At 49.9% G+C, this 16,536-nt stretch carries 15 protein-coding genes; 6 read left to right on the top strand and 9 right to left on the bottom strand.

What is annotated here, in order from left to right; genetic code table 11:
* Nucleotides 1–22 precede the first annotated feature (22 nt).
* Nucleotides 23–613 (bottom strand): GTP cyclohydrolase II, encoded by a 591-nt coding sequence (gene ribA / locus FDX22_RS06520; RefSeq protein ID WP_096756827.1) that lies wholly within the window; start codon nucleotides 611–613, stop codon nucleotides 23–25.
* Between the two features lie 197 nt (nucleotides 614–810).
* Between ribA and pgpB the strand changes: the two genes are divergently transcribed.
* The 5 genes from pgpB to yciH all read left to right on the top strand — a co-directional run bounded on the left by pgpB (nucleotide 811) and on the right by yciH (nucleotide 4,460).
* The gene (gene pgpB, locus FDX22_RS06515) at nucleotides 811–1,575 is read left to right on the top strand and encodes a phosphatidylglycerophosphatase B (protein ID WP_115258324.1); all 765 of its coding nucleotides are present in this window, start codon (nucleotides 811–813) and stop codon (nucleotides 1,573–1,575) included.
* Nucleotides 1,576–1,724: 149 nt separating this feature from the next.
* Nucleotides 1,725–2,033: a LapA family protein gene (locus FDX22_RS06510; RefSeq protein ID WP_096756830.1), complete on the top strand. Its 309-nt coding sequence runs from the start codon at nucleotides 1,725–1,727 to the stop codon at nucleotides 2,031–2,033.
* A 6-nt stretch (nucleotides 2,034–2,039) separates the two neighbouring features.
* Nucleotides 2,040–3,209, top strand: a complete 1,170-nt coding sequence (gene lapB / locus FDX22_RS06505) for a lipopolysaccharide assembly protein LapB (RefSeq protein WP_096756831.1) — start codon at nucleotides 2,040–2,042, stop codon at nucleotides 3,207–3,209.
* Nucleotides 3,210–3,395: 186 nt separating this feature from the next.
* Entirely contained in the window at nucleotides 3,396–4,133 is a 738-nt protein-coding gene (pyrF, locus tag FDX22_RS06500) for an orotidine-5'-phosphate decarboxylase (protein WP_146716896.1), read from the top strand.
* Nucleotides 4,134–4,460 (top strand): stress response translation initiation inhibitor YciH, encoded by a 327-nt coding sequence (gene yciH / locus FDX22_RS06495; RefSeq protein WP_146716895.1) that lies wholly within the window; start codon nucleotides 4,134–4,136, stop codon nucleotides 4,458–4,460.
* Between the two features lie 103 nt (nucleotides 4,461–4,563).
* Here yciH and osmB read toward each other — a convergent pair whose 3' ends face one another.
* The 7 genes from osmB to fabI all read right to left on the bottom strand — a co-directional run bounded on the left by osmB (nucleotide 4,564) and on the right by fabI (nucleotide 12,706).
* Nucleotides 4,564–4,782 carry an osmotically-inducible lipoprotein OsmB gene (gene osmB, locus FDX22_RS06490; protein ID WP_096756834.1) on the bottom strand — a complete coding sequence of 73 codons (219 nt, stop codon included), beginning with the start codon at nucleotides 4,780–4,782 and terminating at the stop codon, nucleotides 4,564–4,566.
* Nucleotides 4,783–5,049: 267 nt separating this feature from the next.
* The gene (locus FDX22_RS06485) at nucleotides 5,050–5,802 is read right to left on the bottom strand and encodes a DNA-binding transcriptional regulator YciT (RefSeq protein WP_135911921.1); all 753 of its coding nucleotides are present in this window, start codon (nucleotides 5,800–5,802) and stop codon (nucleotides 5,050–5,052) included.
* Between the two features lie 96 nt (nucleotides 5,803–5,898).
* Entirely contained in the window at nucleotides 5,899–6,081 is a 183-nt protein-coding gene (locus FDX22_RS06480) for a hypothetical protein (protein WP_117342884.1), read from the bottom strand.
* Between the two features lie 183 nt (nucleotides 6,082–6,264).
* Nucleotides 6,265–8,256, bottom strand: a complete 1,992-nt coding sequence (gene pdeR / locus FDX22_RS06470; protein ID WP_146716894.1) for a cyclic di-GMP phosphodiesterase — start codon at nucleotides 8,254–8,256, stop codon at nucleotides 6,265–6,267.
* Between the two features lie 262 nt (nucleotides 8,257–8,518).
* On the bottom strand, nucleotides 8,519–10,453 hold the full coding sequence (locus tag FDX22_RS06460; protein ID WP_146716893.1) for an exoribonuclease II: 1,935 nt from the start codon (nucleotides 10,451–10,453) through the stop codon (nucleotides 8,519–8,521).
* 89 nt (nucleotides 10,454–10,542) lie between these two features.
* Nucleotides 10,543–11,700 (bottom strand): carboxymuconolactone decarboxylase family protein, encoded by a 1,158-nt coding sequence (locus FDX22_RS06455; RefSeq protein ID WP_146716892.1) that lies wholly within the window; start codon nucleotides 11,698–11,700, stop codon nucleotides 10,543–10,545.
* A 217-nt stretch (nucleotides 11,701–11,917) separates the two neighbouring features.
* Nucleotides 11,918–12,706 (bottom strand): enoyl-ACP reductase FabI, encoded by a 789-nt coding sequence (gene fabI, locus FDX22_RS06450; protein WP_115258333.1) that lies wholly within the window; start codon nucleotides 12,704–12,706, stop codon nucleotides 11,918–11,920.
* Between the two features lie 509 nt (nucleotides 12,707–13,215).
* Between fabI and FDX22_RS06445 the strand changes: the two genes are divergently transcribed.
* Nucleotides 13,216–13,905, top strand: coding sequence for an EAL domain-containing protein (locus tag FDX22_RS06445; protein WP_146716891.1), 690 nt, complete (start codon nucleotides 13,216–13,218; stop codon nucleotides 13,903–13,905).
* A gap of 114 nt (nucleotides 13,906–14,019) precedes the next feature.
* On the opposite strand, the gene rdrB is transcribed toward FDX22_RS06445, so the two are convergent.
* On the bottom strand, nucleotides 14,020–16,536 hold the full coding sequence (rdrB, locus tag FDX22_RS06440; RefSeq protein ID WP_137399623.1) for an antiviral RADAR system adenosine deaminase RdrB: 2,517 nt from the start codon (nucleotides 16,534–16,536) through the stop codon (nucleotides 14,020–14,022).

Below are 16,536 nucleotides of genomic sequence, written 5' to 3'. Positions count from 1 at the left end.
TGCATGTGCAATTACCGGGCGATTATTCGCTCAATAAATGGCCCATTTTGGCGGCTTTGGTATCCAGATAATGCGCATTTTTCGGGTTCCGGCCCACGATCAGCGGCACGCGTTCGACAATATTGATCCCAGCTTCGGTCAGAATCTCAACTTTCTTCGGATTATTGGTCAGCAGTCGTACTGCATCTACGCCCAGCAGCTTAAACATATCTGCGCACAGGGTGAAGTCGCGCTCATCGGCAGCAAAACCTAACTGGTGGTTGGCTTCAACGGTATCGTAGCCTTGATCTTGCAACGCATAGGCGCGGATCTTATTCAGCAGGCCGATGTTGCGACCTTCCTGACGATGGTAAAGCAGGATACCGCGTCCCTCTTCAGCAATGTGCGTGAGCGCGGCTTCCAGTTGGAAACCGCAATCGCAACGCAGGCTGAAAAGCGCATCGCCAGTCAGACATTCGGAATGGACGCGTGCCAGGACCGGTGTTTGACCCGAAATATCGCCAAATACCAGCGCGACATGATCGTGCCCGGTTGCCAGTTCTTCAAATCCCACCATCAGGAAATCACCCCAGGGGGTTGGCAGTTTGGCTTCTGCCACACGTTTAAGCTGCATGTATTTCTCCAGATTACGCTGGCACTCGCCGTGCCGTCGCCTATTGGCTTCTGTATGGCACTATTTTGCCATAAGGCGACGGCGTTCGCCTAATGGCGACAGCGCATTCGTATTTGCAATGGCACGAAATTGTCAATTTTCCCGGCGCGCAATTTTTTCAGTTATGATTGTGAGACTTATCGACGAAAGGAGATGCAATGCTTTCTATCGCAAAGCGAACCGCCGTAGGTGCTGTTCTGTTGTTGATTATGCCAGTGTCCATGTGGGTGTCTGGCTGGAGTTGGCAGCCAGGGAACAATGTCTGGTGGTTAAAATCCTTATACTGGATAACGGAAACGGTGACGCAACCCTGGGGAATCATTACTCATGTGTCCCTGTGTGTGTGGTTTTTGTGGTGTCTGAGATTTCGTCTGAAAGCCGCGATGATGCTGTTCGCCATCCTTGCCGCGGCAATTTTGATCGGCCAGGGGGTCAAGTCATGGGTAAAAGAAAGGGTGCAGGAGCCACGACCTTTTGTGGTTTGGCTGGAAAAAACGCACCATGTCCCTGTTGATGAGTTCTACACTTTAAAGCGTAAAGAGCGCGGACACTTAGTCAAAGAGCAATTATCAGGACAGCAGGATATCCCGACCTTTTTACGTAAACACTGGCAAAAAGAGACGGGTTTCGCATTTCCCTCTGGTCATACGATGTTTGCCGCCAGTTGGGCGTTACTGGCCGTGGGGCTATTATGGCCGCGTAGACGTACGCTAACGATTGTTTTCTTGCTGGTCTGGGCGACGGGTGTAATGGGCAGTCGTTTGTTACTGGGCATGCACTGGCCGCGAGATTTAGTCGTGGCGACGTTGATATCATGGCTGCTGGTTACGTTGGCGACATGGCTTGCACAACGGGTCTGTGGGCCATTAACACCGCCGGTTCAGGAGCAACAAGAAATCGCGCAGCGTGAACAAGAAAGCTGACCGTGATTGATTTTTCGTGTTTTGCCCTTAAATCATAAAGACTAAAGCGCTTTTCCATTTCGCACTCGTCGTGAAAATGGTAATTTAAAGGGCTCAACGCGGTAAGTTGTACACGATTTATTCGCTCAAACCACATAACGGGAAGTAATGTGAAATATTTACTCATTTTCTTACTGGTGTTGGCGATTTTTGTTATTTCGGTGACATTAGGTGCGCAAAACGATCAACAGGTAACGTTTAACTACCTGCTGGCCCAAGGTGAATATCGTATTTCTACGCTGCTTGCCGTGTTGTTTGCTGCAGGATTTGCGATTGGTTGGTTAATTTGCGGCCTTTTCTGGCTGAGGGTTCGCGTGTCTCTTGTGCGTGCCGAACGTAAAATCAAACGACTGGAAAACCAGCTTGCGCCTGCGACCGACGTTGCGGTTTCTGCCGATTCGTCGGTTGTGAAGGAATAATTATTTATGCTGGAGTTGTTGTTTCTGCTGTTACCTGTAGCCGCTGCCTATGGGTGGTATATGGGTCGCAGAAGTGCGCAACAAACAAAACAGGACGAAGCTAACCGCCTGTCGCGTGACTATGTCGCCGGGGTTAACTTCCTTCTGAGCAACCAACAAGATAAAGCGGTGGATCTGTTCCTCGATATGTTGAAAGAGGATACCGGCACCGTTGAGGCTCATCTCACCCTCGGAAACCTGTTCCGCTCGCGCGGTGAAGTCGATCGCGCTATCCGCATCCATCAAACGTTGATGGAAAGTGCGTCATTGACCTACGAACAGCGTTTGCTGGCGGTTCAACAACTCGGTCGCGATTACATGGCCGCAGGTCTGTATGACCGCGCTGAAGACATGTTCAATCAGCTTACCGATGAAACCGATTTCCGCGTAGGTGCGTTGCAACAGCTGTTGCAGATCTATCAGGCAACCAGTGAGTGGCAAAAAGCCATTGACGTTGCGGAACGCCTGGTGAAGCTCGGTAAAGATAAGCAGCGAATTGAGATCGCACACTTCTACTGCGAACTGGCCCTTCAGCAACTGGGCAGCGACGACATGGACCGCGCCATGACGTTGTTAAAAAAAGGGGCTGCCGCCGACAAAAACAGTGCGCGGGTTTCCATCATGATGGGACGCGTGTACATGATGAAAGGGGACTATGCGAAGGCGGTCGAAAGCCTGCAGCGCGTAATTTCCCAGGACAAAGAGCTGGTCAGCGAAACGCTGGACATGCTACAGAGTTGCTACCAGCAACTTGGTAAGAACGATGAATGGGCGGAGTTCTTACGCCGCGCCGTAGAGGAGAATACCGGTGCCGCCGCTGAGCTGATGTTGGCGGATATCCTCGAAGCGCGTGAGGGCAGCGATACCGCGCAGGTTTATATCACCCGTCAGTTGCAGCGTCATCCGACGATGCGCGTCTTCCACAAACTAATGGACTATCACCTCAATGAGGCCGAGGAAGGGCGTGCTAAAGAGAGTCTGATGGTGTTACGGGATATGGTCGGCGAACAGGTTCGCAGTAAGCCGCGCTACCGCTGCCAGAAATGCGGATTTACCGCCTACACGCTGTACTGGCATTGCCCATCGTGCCGTTCATGGTCAACCATTAAGCCAATTCGCGGTCTTGACGGTTTGTAATTAAAAAAATACCGACTTTAGTTACAACATCCTTATTGTTTAATAACATCCTGCACATTTAGCCTCCGTGCCACATCGCCAGGCAGCGATGTAATCGAATCTGTTAATTTCCTATGGCCACAGGTAGAATGCACGCCGTTTACCCATTTTGTGCCGAAAGGTGCCCATCTTCAGGAAGGTCTGGTTATGACGTTTACTGCTTCATCTTCTCCCCGTGCTGTTACTGATTCTCCTGTCGTTGTCGCTCTGGACTACAATAATCGCGATAAAGCATTGGCATTTGTCGACAGAATTGATCCCCGTGATTGCCGTTTGAAAGTGGGCAAAGAGATGTTCACGCTTTTTGGGCCTCAATTGGTGCGCGACCTGCAACAGCGTGGATTTGACGTATTTCTGGACCTGAAATTCCATGACATCCCCAATACCACGGCACATGCCGTAGCGGCTGCGGCAGACCTTGGCGTGTGGATGGTTAACGTTCATGCCTCGGGTGGGGCACGGATGATGACGGCGGCTCGTGAAGCCTTGGTACCATTTGGTAACGATGCGCCGTTGTTAATTGCCGTGACGGTGCTGACCAGCATGGAAGCCAGCGACCTTGCCGAACTGGGAGTGACGTTGTCACCTGCGGAGCATGCAGAAAGACTGGCACGGTTAACGCAAAACTGCGGGCTGGACGGCGTTGTCTGTTCTGCACAGGAAGCGGTACGATTCAAACAAGAGTTTGGTCAGGCGTTTAAGCTGGTAACGCCTGGTATTCGTCCTGAAGGCAGTGAAGCGGGCGATCAGCGCCGCATTATGACGCCACAGCAGGCACTGTCAGCGGGTGTGGATTATATGGTGATTGGTCGTCCGGTCACGCAGTCGGCGGATCCGGCCCAGACGCTGAAGGCGATTAACACCTCACTGAAACGAGGAGCGTAAATGAGCGACGCTAACTCTCGTCTGGTCTACTCGACTGAGTCTGGACGAATTGACGAACCTAAAGCGGTGACAGAACGTCCAAAAGGCTATGGTATTGTGCGAATTCAACGCCAGACCAGCGGTCGAAAAGGAAAGGGCGTTTGCCTGATTACCGGTATTGATCTGGACGACTTAGAGCTAACCAAATTAGCAGCCGAGTTAAAGAAAAAATGTGGCTGTGGTGGGGCCGTGAAAGAGGGCGTCATTGAAATACAAGGCGATAAACGCGATCTGATTAAATCCTTGCTGGAAGCCAAAGGCTTGAAAGTTAAACTGGCTGGCGGCTAATAAAAAAAGCCACGAAAATATTCGTGGCTTTATTATTAGTAATGTAAATAGTACGGTCGCGAAAAAGTAAACGTATTATTATATCGAGCCGGTCAACCGTAGATTATTTACCCACCTGGTGGCCGATAATACCACCTACTGCAGCACCACCCAGCGTACCCAGCGTACTGCCGTCCGTCAGGACTGCACCACCAATGGCACCTGCACCCGCACCAATGGCGGTGTTGCGGTCTTGTTTAGACCAGTTAGAGCAGGCACTCAAAGACATAGCCAGAGTAATCGCCAGAATGGCAGCGGTCATTTTTTTGCTCGTTACTAACATAATACTTTCTCCTGAATGATTGATTCACGGAATCCAGTCTCTTTAATGATAGCGTGAAATTAAGGTCATTAAAGGTATTTCCGTGAAACCGTTTAGCGCAGGGCATGACCATCAATCATCTGTTGATGAGAGTGTGTTCCTGTTATATCGCTAACATTAATTTTACGACATTACCCTGTTAACAACAGGTAAAAAGTCTTAATTGGACGGTCGGATAAGTCTCAGAGAGAAGATGATTTGCCGACAGGCAAATCATCTGGTGATGTATTATGCGCGGGTATCGATGATGTTAACGATTAATCCTGAATGCTCTAGTTGCATTTGCACGCTGGCGCTGAGTTTTGCATCAGTGACGACACGATTGAATCGCTCCAACGGACCGAGTGTGTACGGATGAATGGCGTCAAACTTCGAGCTGTCGGTGAGCACAATCACCTCTGCGCCTTTTTCCAGCACTGCATTGACCACGTCTGAACGCATCATGTCACGGCCGGTGAAGCCGGTTTCAGGCTGCCAGCCATCGATTCCAATAAAAGCCTTACTAAAGTGAACCTGCTGGATAAACTGACGCGTTAATGGTCCAACCATGCTTTCGCTTTTTTTCTGATAGATCCCGCCGAGGAGGATTACTTCGCAGGGTGTTTCTTTCAGCAGGTGAGCGATATAGCTGCTGACCGTAATGATAGTGACGTCTTTTTGTTCCGCCAGCGTTCTGGCCAGCAGTGCATTACTGCTACCGTTTTCAATAAATACGGATTCACCAGGATTGACCAGTGAGGCGGCAAACTCAGCCAGTTCACGTTTCAGGGTGAAGTTGGTCATCATACGCGTTTCAACATCGTCGCTATTCAGTGACACTGCGAAACCATGCGCACGGCGTAAATAACTCTGTTTTTCCAGCGTGTTCAGATCCTGTCGAATCGTCACTTCAGAGACACCGGTGATTTTGGCAAGCTCAGATACGCTCATCTGGCCTTTATCGGTCACCATCTGCAAAATAGATTGTTGTCGGGAATTCATAGTATTAATTTTTATAGCGGTATCGTATCGGACATTAAACGGAGGTTACGTTATCAGTAGTCTGATATCAGCAACCACATAACAAGTACAAAGCCGTCAGATCTCCCACGGGGCTTTGTGTTTTTTTGACACTGGCGCTGTTTCTTCGTTGACTGTGCTTAACAGTTCAGCCTTGAGGATTTCGAGATTGTGGATGGCTGAATGAGAGTCACCTGCAACAAGGATATCCAGTACGGTATCAATGCGTTCGGCCAGTCGTTTTGCGTCGATATCAGACATGGTCATCATCCTGGTGTCAAAAAATTTAGAATTTCATGATGCAGAAAATCATCACAAAAGAGAAGGGAAAAATAGTATTAACCGACATGATCGGAGAATATTATATATTCCGTGATTACAGACAGATACGATAGTCACGGAATGTACATTCTTCGCTATTTCTCGACGAGTATTCCTGCATGGTTAGCGCATTTTTTTATTCAGATGTCGCTTATACCAACGTTCAAACGCGGCAGCTGGCATTGGCTTAGCGAACAAAAATCCCTGACGCTCATTGACACCATTCTTGGTCAGAAAGGCATCCTCTTTCGCACTTTCCACGCCTTCAGCAATCACCTGTAGATTTAGCGCTTGCGCCACCGCAACAATGGCGCGTACCAGCGACTGTGAAATTGATTGTTTGTGGATATCCCTGACGAAGGTCTGGTCCAGTTTAATCGCATCGAGCGGGAAGCGGGCAAGCTGGGAAAGTGAAGAGTATCCTGTGCCAAAATCATCCAAATGGATCTGGGCGCCAAGCTGACTAAACTGCTGAATAACGGACAGTGCTAGCTGTTCATTCTCAATTAAACTGCTTTCTGTTAACTCGACGTCAATGGGGCAATACTCAAAATTCAGATCGTGGAGAACCTGCTTCAGATCGGTGAACAGTGTTTGATCGGCCAGTTGACGCGCCGAGACGTTTACCGCCACGCGCAAATTGATTCCCTTATCGCGCCACTTCGCCACCTGGCGCACAACGTCCAGAATCACCCAGCGCCCCAGCGGGACGATAAGCCCTGATTCTTCGGCGTAAGAGATAAATTCCAGCGGCGGAATTAACCCACGCTCCGGCGACTGCCAGCGGACCAGCGCCTCCAGGCTGCGGACTTCACCCCGCCAGGTTATTTTGGGCTGGTAGTGGATCAGCAACTGATCGTTTTCCAGCGCCTTACGCAGGTTGGTATCCAGCCACAGATACTCGAACACTCGCTGATTCATTTCAGGGGAGAACACGCAAAACTGCCCACGTCCGCCTTCTTTGGCGGTATACATGGCGGTATCCGCGTTGCGAATGACGTTTTCGCTGTCATTACCATGCTGGGGTGCCAGGGAAATGCCGATAGAACAGCCGGTATACACTTCAATCAGGCCAATGCGGAACGGTAGCCGCAGACGGGTCAGAATGCGCGAGGCCGTGGCCTCCAGCGCCCCCTGGGAGGTTCCCGTCGCGAGGACGATAAACTCATCACCACCGAAGCGCGCCAGTAACTGGTTATCTTCGAGGCAACTTAGGATGGCCAGCGAGACACTCTGTAAAAGCTGGTCGCCAAACATATGCCCGTAGGCATCGTTGACCTTTTTGAAGTTATCGAGGTCGAGATAAATAATGCCAACCTGCGTGTCGCCCGCGTTATCAATCGCCTCGCTAATCAACTCATGAATGGCGTTACGGTTGGGTAACCCAGTGATGGAGTCGGTGTTCGCCAACACGCGAAGTCGCTCCTGGGCGCGCCGTTCTTCGGTAATATCGGTCCCGGAACAGATCAGAAATATTTCGTTCTTACCGCTGCCGTTATGCACAAATTTATTACGAAACAGGAACAGGCGCTGCCCCTTACAGGTGTTAACCCAGCGCTCGACTTCATACGAGTTGCCTTCACGAAAAAAAACGTCAATATTGCGTCTTGATGCCGCAGCTTCACGACGGCTCATAAACAGCGTGAAGACGCTTTGCCCGATCACTTCACGTTCTCTTAGCCCGGTGTATTCTTCGCATAACCGATTAAAACGTTGAATGTTACCCTGTCGGTCAAGTATCACGATAACTGAATTGGCTTCCGATACGACCTGTTCGGCAAAGGATAATCCTTGTGCCAGATCGCGTGCCACAGAAGGGGTGTCGTCCCAGGCTGATGCGCTACCAGCCCATTCACGTTTATTAATTTTTCGCCCGACAAGGTGCACGGGAATGTCATCCGTATCGATGGGAAGGGTCATCAGCAGACTGGATGTAATCACTGTCATTTCCCGAATGCGATCGGCTTGTTCCGGTGATAATTTGATGGTTTGTTCTGCTGCGGCCGTTTCGTCAATAGAGAAATGCAGGATGTTACACTCCTCTGACAAACGCCAGTAGGGGTTGTGAGAACCCACGAAACTATACAACGTTACCAATTCCCGAACGTCTTTCATGATGTGTACTATCCCGTTTAAAGCGCATAGAGCCTCAAAAGTAAGGGTAGCCATGATTCATACAGGGTGATTATGGCTGAACATATTGTTTTATTTATATATTTATGTGTAATCCAGATTCAGAAAAAAGCAAAGTCAGCAGACCTGAAAAGAGTAAAAATAATTTGGACTGGATGAAGGAAGTGTAGTGCGTGGCGGCGTATCAGGGGGGAAAAGAAAACGACCTTTCACAAAAAGAGAAAGGCCGTTGAGTTTAGTGGTGCTACGCGGCTGGACGTGCGATAACGCTGCGGGTTTCCATTCGCACTTCTGCGATGGTCACGTCGATCACGTCAGTGACCTTGTAAACCACATCACCTTTGATCTGTACCGTGCCGTTTTCCTGGCTGCACACCAGTTCATCACGGACCGCGTGCAGGAACGGTGCCGGGATAAACGCGACGGCGCCATTGTCGACTAAGCGCACCCGCATACCACCGCGGCTGACATCGATGATTTCAGCCGCAAAACGGGTGTCAGTCCCGGCTTTGTCACTCAGGAAGCGGGCGTATAACCAGTCACCGACGTCACGTTCGGCCATCCGGTTCAGGCGACGGCGTTCCGTCATCTGTATCGTGATGTCGTCCTGTGGTCGAGCGATGGTTTCGCCTTTAATTACCGCTTTTAACAGGCGATGGTTGATCATATCGCCATACTTACGGATAGGTGAGGTCCAGGTGGCGTATGCCTCCAGGCCCAGCCCAAAGTGCGGACCTGGCTCGACGCTGATTTCAGCGTAGGACTGGAAACGGCGAATACGGCTATCGAGGAAACCAGAAGGTTGAGCATCCAGTTCACGACGCAGTTTGCAGAAGCCTTCCAGCGTCAACACCTCTTCGGCATCCACGTGCATACCATGGGTTTTCAGCAGGGCGGCCAACGCTTCAGCATTCGCCGGATCGAACCCCATGTGTACGTTATAAATCCCGAAGCCTAGTTTGTCGCGAAGAACGCGCGCGGCGCAGATGTTTGCCGCAATCATCGACTCTTCCACGATACGATTAGCAATGCGACGCGGTTCCGCCACGATATCCAGCACTTCACCTTTTTCACCCAGTACAAAGCGGTAATCCGGGCGATCTTTAAACACCAGGGCGTGGTTATGACGCCACTCGCCACGGCTCATGCAGATACGCTGCAGCAGACGGATCTGCTCGGCAATCTCATCGTTTTCAGGCTGCCAGCCATTATTCCCTTCCAGCCAGTCAGACACGTTGTCATAGGCCAGTTTCGCTTTGGATTCGATGGTCGCCGTGAAGAAGGTGATGTCGTCTTCAATAGTGCCGTCAGCCGCAATGGTCATGCGGCAAGCGAGCACCGGACGGACTTCGTTAGCCCGCAGCGAGCACAGGTCGTCTGACAGTTCACGCGGTAACATCGGGATATTGAAGCCCGGGAGATAGTTGGTGAACGCGCGAATTTTAGCAGTGTTATCCAGCTTGCTGTCTTCGGCAATCCAGGCGGTAGGATCGGCAATGGCGACGGTTAATTGCAGTTTGCCATCAGCCAGTTCCTCGGCGTACAGCGCATCGTCCATATCTTCGGTGCTGGCACTGTCAATGGTGACGAAGTTCAGTGCGGTAAGATCCTGACGTTCCAGACCTTCATCCAGCATTTCGGTGGCTACGCCATTCGGTGCTTCTTTTTCAAGATTGTGGCGCGCCAGCGTGACCCACCAGGGGACGAAATGATCGTCAGCAAAGGTGATGAACTGGGTTAATTCAGCGTAGAAGGTGCGGTCGCCTTTCAGCGGATGGCGACGCATTTCTGCGACGGCCCAGTCACCTTCCTTAAATTCATGATCCACACCGCGAGCAGCGCGGCAGGGGATAGCGTCTTTCAGTAACGGATGATCTGGCACAATGGACAGACGATCGTTCTTACCCTGAACTTTACCCACGAAACGCGTCAGGAACGGTTCAACCAGTTCTTCCGGCTCGGCAGATTCGCGATCTTTTTCGCTATGGATCACCGCGACAATGCGGTCACCATGCATCACTTTTTTCATCTGCGGCGGTGGAATGAAATAGCTTTTTTGTGCATCGACTTCCAGGAAGCCAAAGCCTTTTTCCGTGGCTTTTACCACCCCTTCAGCACGCGGCGTCTGGGAATGTAGTTGCTGTTTAAGCTGCGCTAGCAGCGGGTTGTCCTGAAGCATAATTGTCTATTTTCGTGGCCAAAAGAGCGGCTGACAGTTTTACGCGAAACTGCCAGTCGCAGCAAGCGCTCTTTCAATGAGCGGAGTGGTTAGTGAGTCTCGCCCAGCGCGATTTTCAAGCGATTCAACCATCCGCACAATCCACTCCAGGCCAGTAAGTTAATAGCCTGTTCCGATGAGGTACCCTGTTCAAATAACGGGGTTAACAGTGCGGCGCTAAAACGGTCGGGCGCCCGGGTTAACCATTGTACCGCTTGCAGGGTAGCGCGCTCAACCGGATGTCGTTGTTCCCAGCGCTGCAATTCGCGTTCATCCAGACGCAGTATCGTGATGAAGTCCGCCAGTTGATGAGCTGTGAGGGCCTGTTCATTAAAGCATGCCACGCTGCCGTTAATGCGTGATGTCAGCAGTGTGGCGAGAGAAAACGCCCTCGACGGTGTATCTGTACATAGCGTACTGGTCAGCAATGATCTGAGTAAAGCCAGTATCGTCGGTGAATGTGCCAGCAGCGGCGCGAGCGTTTGTAAATCCGGGATGCGCCCGTTTTGGTCAACGCTGCCTGGTGAAGCCTCGCGAGGCGGGATGACGTCTACCGGGAATGCGGCAATATGCCATTGTGCATCGGCGTTGTTAAAAATAGCGGCCTGCGCGTATTGCTGAACATCAAGGCCCGGTATGCGACGCAAGGGATGGCCAAAATAAGCCTGAAGGACCGCCACGACACGGGCCTGAAAACCGACAAAGCCGATGACCTGATTAATCAAGATGATATCGCAGGTTGTTAATCCAACATCATCAAGATGCTGGCGATCGCGTGCGCCAATCACGGCAGGAGAACTGGCAAGTTGGCGAGCATACTGGGTAATTTGTGCCAGCCGGTGATTACTCTCACGGGAGGAATCCGGGCCTGGTAGCGGGGTCAAACGCGCTGCGTAGTGGTTACACAATCGTTGGATGCCGTAAACCTGAGCGACAGTTAAGGCGGTACTCATTCGTTCATAGGCGCTGAACGTATGTAACGAATTTAGGTCAACATCAGCAGGGAAGATAAGGTGAGCAAGTTCACGGGCAGGTTCTAACCAGGACTGAAAGGGTAACAGCGCGACTTCCGGTATCGCCAGGTCCAGCAAAAAACTGTCTTCGACGTCTGCTGCTTCTGGCACCAGCGGAAGAACGTCTTGCGGATAGGTGCTGGACTGCGTTTCATGATACCAGTGGCTTTTGCCTTCAATTCGGCGTTGTTCCATGGGCGTTCCTTGGTCAAAAAAGTGGCGACCCGGATACGTCGTTATGTTCGTCCGCCGGATCGTTTGCGCTGCAATATCCTGGCGTAAGCTGATGAGGGGATGAAAGATTGTTACGTGATAATAAATATCAGAAAAGTATATATGACAGGGAGTAGCTGACGGGAGGGGGAAAAAATCATGGGCGACATCGCGCCGCCCACAGAGGAGGTCTGAAAGATTATTTCAGTTCCAGCTCGTTCATTGCCGCGATGCTGAAGCCACCATCAACGTGAACGACTTCGCCAGAGATGCCGGCAGACAGGTCAGAACACAGGAATGCTGCTGAGTTGCCCACATCTTCAATGGTCACGGTACGACGAATCGGGGTAACCGCTTCGCAATGGGCCAGCATTTTACGGAAATCTTTGATGCCAGAAGCCGCCAGAGTACGGATTGGACCTGCGGAGATTGCGTTGACACGCACACCTTCTGGACCCATCGCGTTAGCCATATAGCGGACGTTTGCTTCCAGAGACGCTTTCGCCAGACCCATTACGTTGTAGTTCGGGATAGCGCGCTCTGCGCCCAGGTAGGACAGCGTCAGCAGTGCAGAGCCTGGGTTCAGCATCGAGCGGCAGGCTTTTGCCATCGCTACAAAGCTGTAGGCGCTGATGTCATGAGCGATTTTAAAGCCTTCGCGGGTTACCGCATTCACATAGTCGCCATCCAGCTGGTCTGCCGGTGCGAAACCGATGGAGTGTACGAAACCGTCGAATTTTTCCCAGGTTTTGCCCAGTTCAGCGAACATGGTGTCGATGCTGGCGTCTTCAGCCACATCGCACTGCAGGACGATGTTGGAACCCAGTTGAGCTGCAAATTCTTCCACGCGGCCTTTCAGTTTGTCGTTCTGGTAGGTGAACGCCAGTTCAGCTCCCTCGCGGTGCATCGCTTGAGCGATACCGTAGGCGATGGACAATTTACTGGCAAGACCGGTCACCAGAATGCGCTTACCGGAAAGAAAACCCATAGCTTTAATCCTTATAGTCATTACTTATTTTTTTAGCAATCAATGCGTTATGATTGCAATTTCAAGGTCACTCGAAATTGGTCTGAAATTATATCCCACTCTCTGCCCCTTGTGTCACGATCTTTCTCTGCGAGTCACCATACGGTTAACGACAGTAAAAGGGATTTCGGGAACCGTGGCATCGTTGTCAGTATCAGTGGCCTGTCACTATTCGTTGCACGTGAGGAGTATATCACTCCCCCTAGGTTCTGCCTCCTCCAACCAGACCGGAGCAGGGGCGAGGGCAGAAAACACGAGGACTCAACGGCGTAAAATGGTATGATTTAGCGCTAGTCGATGTTGATGAACATATCAATGTCAGAAGATTCTTAAAACTAAAAAATCGGCTATATTCATCCTGTTATCATATATTGTTTTTATCGATCAATAATGAATCATTGATCGATATTATTGATTGATTATAATTAAAAGCGCATTATCAGTATGTTATGATCAATTGGAGTGGTCTTATGCGCTATCATTTCATCGCGGAACCGATGAGAGACACAACGGAAAAGTTGCTGGGTGTTGAGATGATCGCCCGGTTTACCTCAGAGACGGTTCACCCGTTACATTCAGATTTCATCATTGCCGCGTGGAATAGTGCACAAAAACGCCATTTCATGCTTGAACAAATCGCGTTAATCACCCGAAAGCGCGCCTGGTTTGAGAGCAATAACCTTTTTTGTACACTTAATCTGATTGATGAAATGGCGCTTCTCGCGATAGGCGACCCTGCTATAACCTCGGCCTTACACGCTATGCCGTTTATTGCACTTCAACTCTCAGAACGTTTCCTGTCGAATACTGCTTGCCTGAATAACCTGCTGATTAATTCTCTGCGTGACGGGCCTAATGCCTTGTGGTTGAACAATCTTGGCTCTGGTAGCGTGGGGGCAAACCCGCTGGTCAGCGGTAATTTTGATGTAGTGAAAATGGATCGCGGCTTCTTTTTGTCGCAGGTCGAAAAGCCGATGTTTCCGGTTCTGATTAAGAATATCAGGGAATATTGTGACCGAGTGGTCGTCGAGGGGCTGGAGGACGCGCGGCTTATTGATGAACTAAGCCATGCGGGTATCTGGGCCGTGCAGGGTGATATTTTCCAGCCGGTTGCATTTAGCGACATTGAAGCATTGCTACCTGCAGATATTGTTCACTGACGATATAAAAGGCCCTCCATCAGAGGAGGGCGTCAATAACAGTTAGCGATCTTTGCGCCAGGCATCGGCGGTCAGTGCCTCACTTCATCCAGTCAAGGGAAATAGAACCTCTGGTTAACGGCTATCCTGCTTTATATGGTTAGCCTTAAATATTGAAATCCCTTTCTGGCGGATTGAATCAATCCACAAATCTGCCATCCATGCGCCAATAGCAAAATGCTGAATGGTACATTCACGCATAAGCCGGTGTTCGTTCGCTATTGTTGTCGGCATCAACGCACTGTCATCAGTATTCAGACACACCGAAAGCGGGCCGGAGCGCAGACCATATTTGTTGAATTTATCACCAGGTTTTAACCATTCTGGATTGGGTGGGTTCCAGCGAAACAGGGGATGCTCATGGTATTTTTCAAACCGTCCGATATAAATATTTGATGTTGGACAGGCTTCAATGACCAGTCCGATTCGACTGTATTTCTCAATGAGATAGTCCTGGATGGCTTCGTATAACCGGAGTTCACCTGGAGAAATAATGTCCTCATCGTCGCAGGTATGCGCAACAAAACTTTCAGTGCCACCCGGTAGACAGTTGACGGAAATAATACGATTAACGGACGGATTTTTATCGCTATCTAAATAACGTTCCCATAGCTTTTTTGCTGTCCGTTTAGTCAACGGGTTTTGATCTTCGCCGGCAACCATGTTCCAGTCCGGAACCCATTCTTGTCGGGTGGCGATTTCAGTTTCCAGGAAAGAATAGTCGGGCCAGTTTCGGCGGAGTAACCATGCCCGGTACAAAAGGTCGGGAGTATAAACATCTTCATACAGCAATTGAGACCAATAGTGGATCTTATCTCTTAATTCATGCATCACCGGGATATGTTCAACGGTATGCTGCGAAAGTAAAACAGCCTGGTGATATGCCCAGACAAGATTATCGAGATGTTGTCCTGCGGTAATATAGGCGCGACGTTGCCGTTTTGCCCAATCGTAAACATCTACTCCTAATGCTAATCCATGCCCCAGTCGATCTCCTTCAGTGAGCTGACAAAATTCGACAGCTTCATCCATTGAGCGTAGCCCGCATAACAGGTGGCTGTAATCTTCTCCCGCATGAACGGTAATAAATGGTCTGGGTAATCTCACTGACCAGTGTTCTCCGGCACGATACTTTGCGGCGCGTAATACGCGTAACGCCGGAGCAAATACTTCAACAGGTAGGTCGTTTTCATTACCCGCGACATCGTAACCACGAATCAGTTTACGCACATCAATCCTTTGTTCGGGACCACCGAGAGTCGTCTGGTAATCCGTCTCCTGAATCGTGACCGATGTGGAAAAACTCTCTAGTGCGCGTACCTGCGTCAATAACTCACTGCGCAGTGTTTCTAATCGACGATCGTTACGCGGGTGCTTACCGTATCCCCGACGAAAATGCACAACGATATGTGCTTGCTCAGACATCGCCCGCTGATCGTGGCGCATAAAGAAGTCAGTGAGCTTATGGTGGTAAATATTATTTTTATTGCCTAATAAGAAAGTGGGACTGACTCGATACTCACGATTAATATTGATGCTGTTGTCAAAATCAACGGTATCACTTTTACTGTTATCTTTACTGGCACCTAGTCTGCCAACGTCGAAATAATCAACGAACTGGCCCAAGCCGACAGCAGAAACCACCATGTAATTGCGTAAGATATTACAAACTCGGATCAAATTAATGAGAACTGACGGGTAGTGGCTTGTTGACGTGTTCATCATTAGTCCACAGCAGAATAATAACCACCGCTGATGGCCAAAAGGGTGTGTTTGCGTGGCCGTTTGTAAGATTCTTTGTTGGGGCGTCGTCGGTTGTTGAGTGTAAGGCAGATCATGTAGCGACAAACCTTCACCATTGGAAAGGTGAGCATAGTTTATCGAGGTTGAAGTATTGAAAATGCTGCTGAGCAAACATGATGAATACTTTTTCATCCACTCAGGCAGATCGTTTTTTTCCAGTCTCTGACTTTCAAAAAAGGTATATTCCTGGCGATAAGGCCATTTAACCTTTTTCCCGAGAGTGTAATCATTATCAATGAAACTCAACATCGACATTGACGTATAGCCATGCCCATTGAAGTGAACATGGTTATCCGCGTAAGCAATTCCATTGGGCTCGCCGGGGAAAGCAAAGGGGCATTGATTTTCCGTCAGCAGTATAACAATATCTTGTTCTGATAATATCTTCTGATCGTGTAATTGCGCATAGGCTTTAGCAATGATCCATGCAGGATCAATCACCGAACAAAGCATCGACCACGCTTCTAAACGTTCACGGCGAACCTCAAAACAATTGCCGCGCCAGACTAAGAAATCATCCGCTAACCTGGCAATGAGTTTGAGATAGTCGCCATCTGCACAGGGGATGTGCCAAAAGCGCATATTGTTCTGAATATCTTCTTTACGAAGACGTCCGCCGAAGTAGAACTGGTAGTCCAGCGCAGCTTGAGAAACAATTTTTTCCTCTGTAACTGTCGGACTTTTTGTGACGTCCTCCTCGCCGCGGTGGCGCATGAGTTGGTGATAAAACACCCGGTCAGACGCCAGCAATACGGAAGGTATCAGCCAGTGAGGATCTTGGTTATACAT

Source organism: Citrobacter sp. TBCS-14 (assembly GCF_005280805.1).
Taxonomy (GTDB): domain Bacteria; phylum Pseudomonadota; class Gammaproteobacteria; order Enterobacterales; family Enterobacteriaceae; genus Citrobacter; species Citrobacter gillenii.
The sequence above is the reverse complement of the archived record's forward strand: the minus strand, read 5'-3'. Positions and strand labels throughout refer to the sequence as shown.

Coding starts and splice junctions, on each gene's coding strand:
- rdrB (WP_137399623.1), bottom strand. CDS start 16,536: ATGTATAACCAAGATCCTCACTGGCTGATACCTTCCGTATTGCTGGCG.
- pyrF (WP_146716896.1), top strand. CDS start 3,396: ATGACGTTTACTGCTTCATCTTCTCCCCGTGCTGTTACTGATTCTCCT.
- FDX22_RS06460 (WP_146716893.1), bottom strand. CDS start 10,453: ATGCTTCAGGACAACCCGCTGCTAGCGCAGCTTAAACAGCAACTACAT.
- osmB (WP_096756834.1), bottom strand. CDS start 4,782: ATGTTAGTAACGAGCAAAAAAATGACCGCTGCCATTCTGGCGATTACT.
- lapB (WP_096756831.1), top strand. CDS start 2,040: ATGCTGGAGTTGTTGTTTCTGCTGTTACCTGTAGCCGCTGCCTATGGG.
- pdeR (WP_146716894.1), bottom strand. CDS start 8,256: ATGAAAGACGTTCGGGAATTGGTAACGTTGTATAGTTTCGTGGGTTCT.
- FDX22_RS06455 (WP_146716892.1), bottom strand. CDS start 11,700: ATGGAACAACGCCGAATTGAAGGCAAAAGCCACTGGTATCATGAAACG.
- ribA (WP_096756827.1), bottom strand. CDS start 613: ATGCAGCTTAAACGTGTGGCAGAAGCCAAACTGCCAACCCCCTGGGGT.
- yciH (WP_146716895.1), top strand. CDS start 4,134: ATGAGCGACGCTAACTCTCGTCTGGTCTACTCGACTGAGTCTGGACGA.
- pgpB (WP_115258324.1), top strand. CDS start 811: ATGCTTTCTATCGCAAAGCGAACCGCCGTAGGTGCTGTTCTGTTGTTG.
- FDX22_RS06480 (WP_117342884.1), bottom strand. CDS start 6,081: ATGTCTGATATCGACGCAAAACGACTGGCCGAACGCATTGATACCGTA.
- FDX22_RS06445 (WP_146716891.1), top strand. CDS start 13,216: ATGCGCTATCATTTCATCGCGGAACCGATGAGAGACACAACGGAAAAG.
- FDX22_RS06485 (WP_135911921.1), bottom strand. CDS start 5,802: ATGAATTCCCGACAACAATCTATTTTGCAGATGGTGACCGATAAAGGC.
- fabI (WP_115258333.1), bottom strand. CDS start 12,706: ATGGGTTTTCTTTCCGGTAAGCGCATTCTGGTGACCGGTCTTGCCAGT.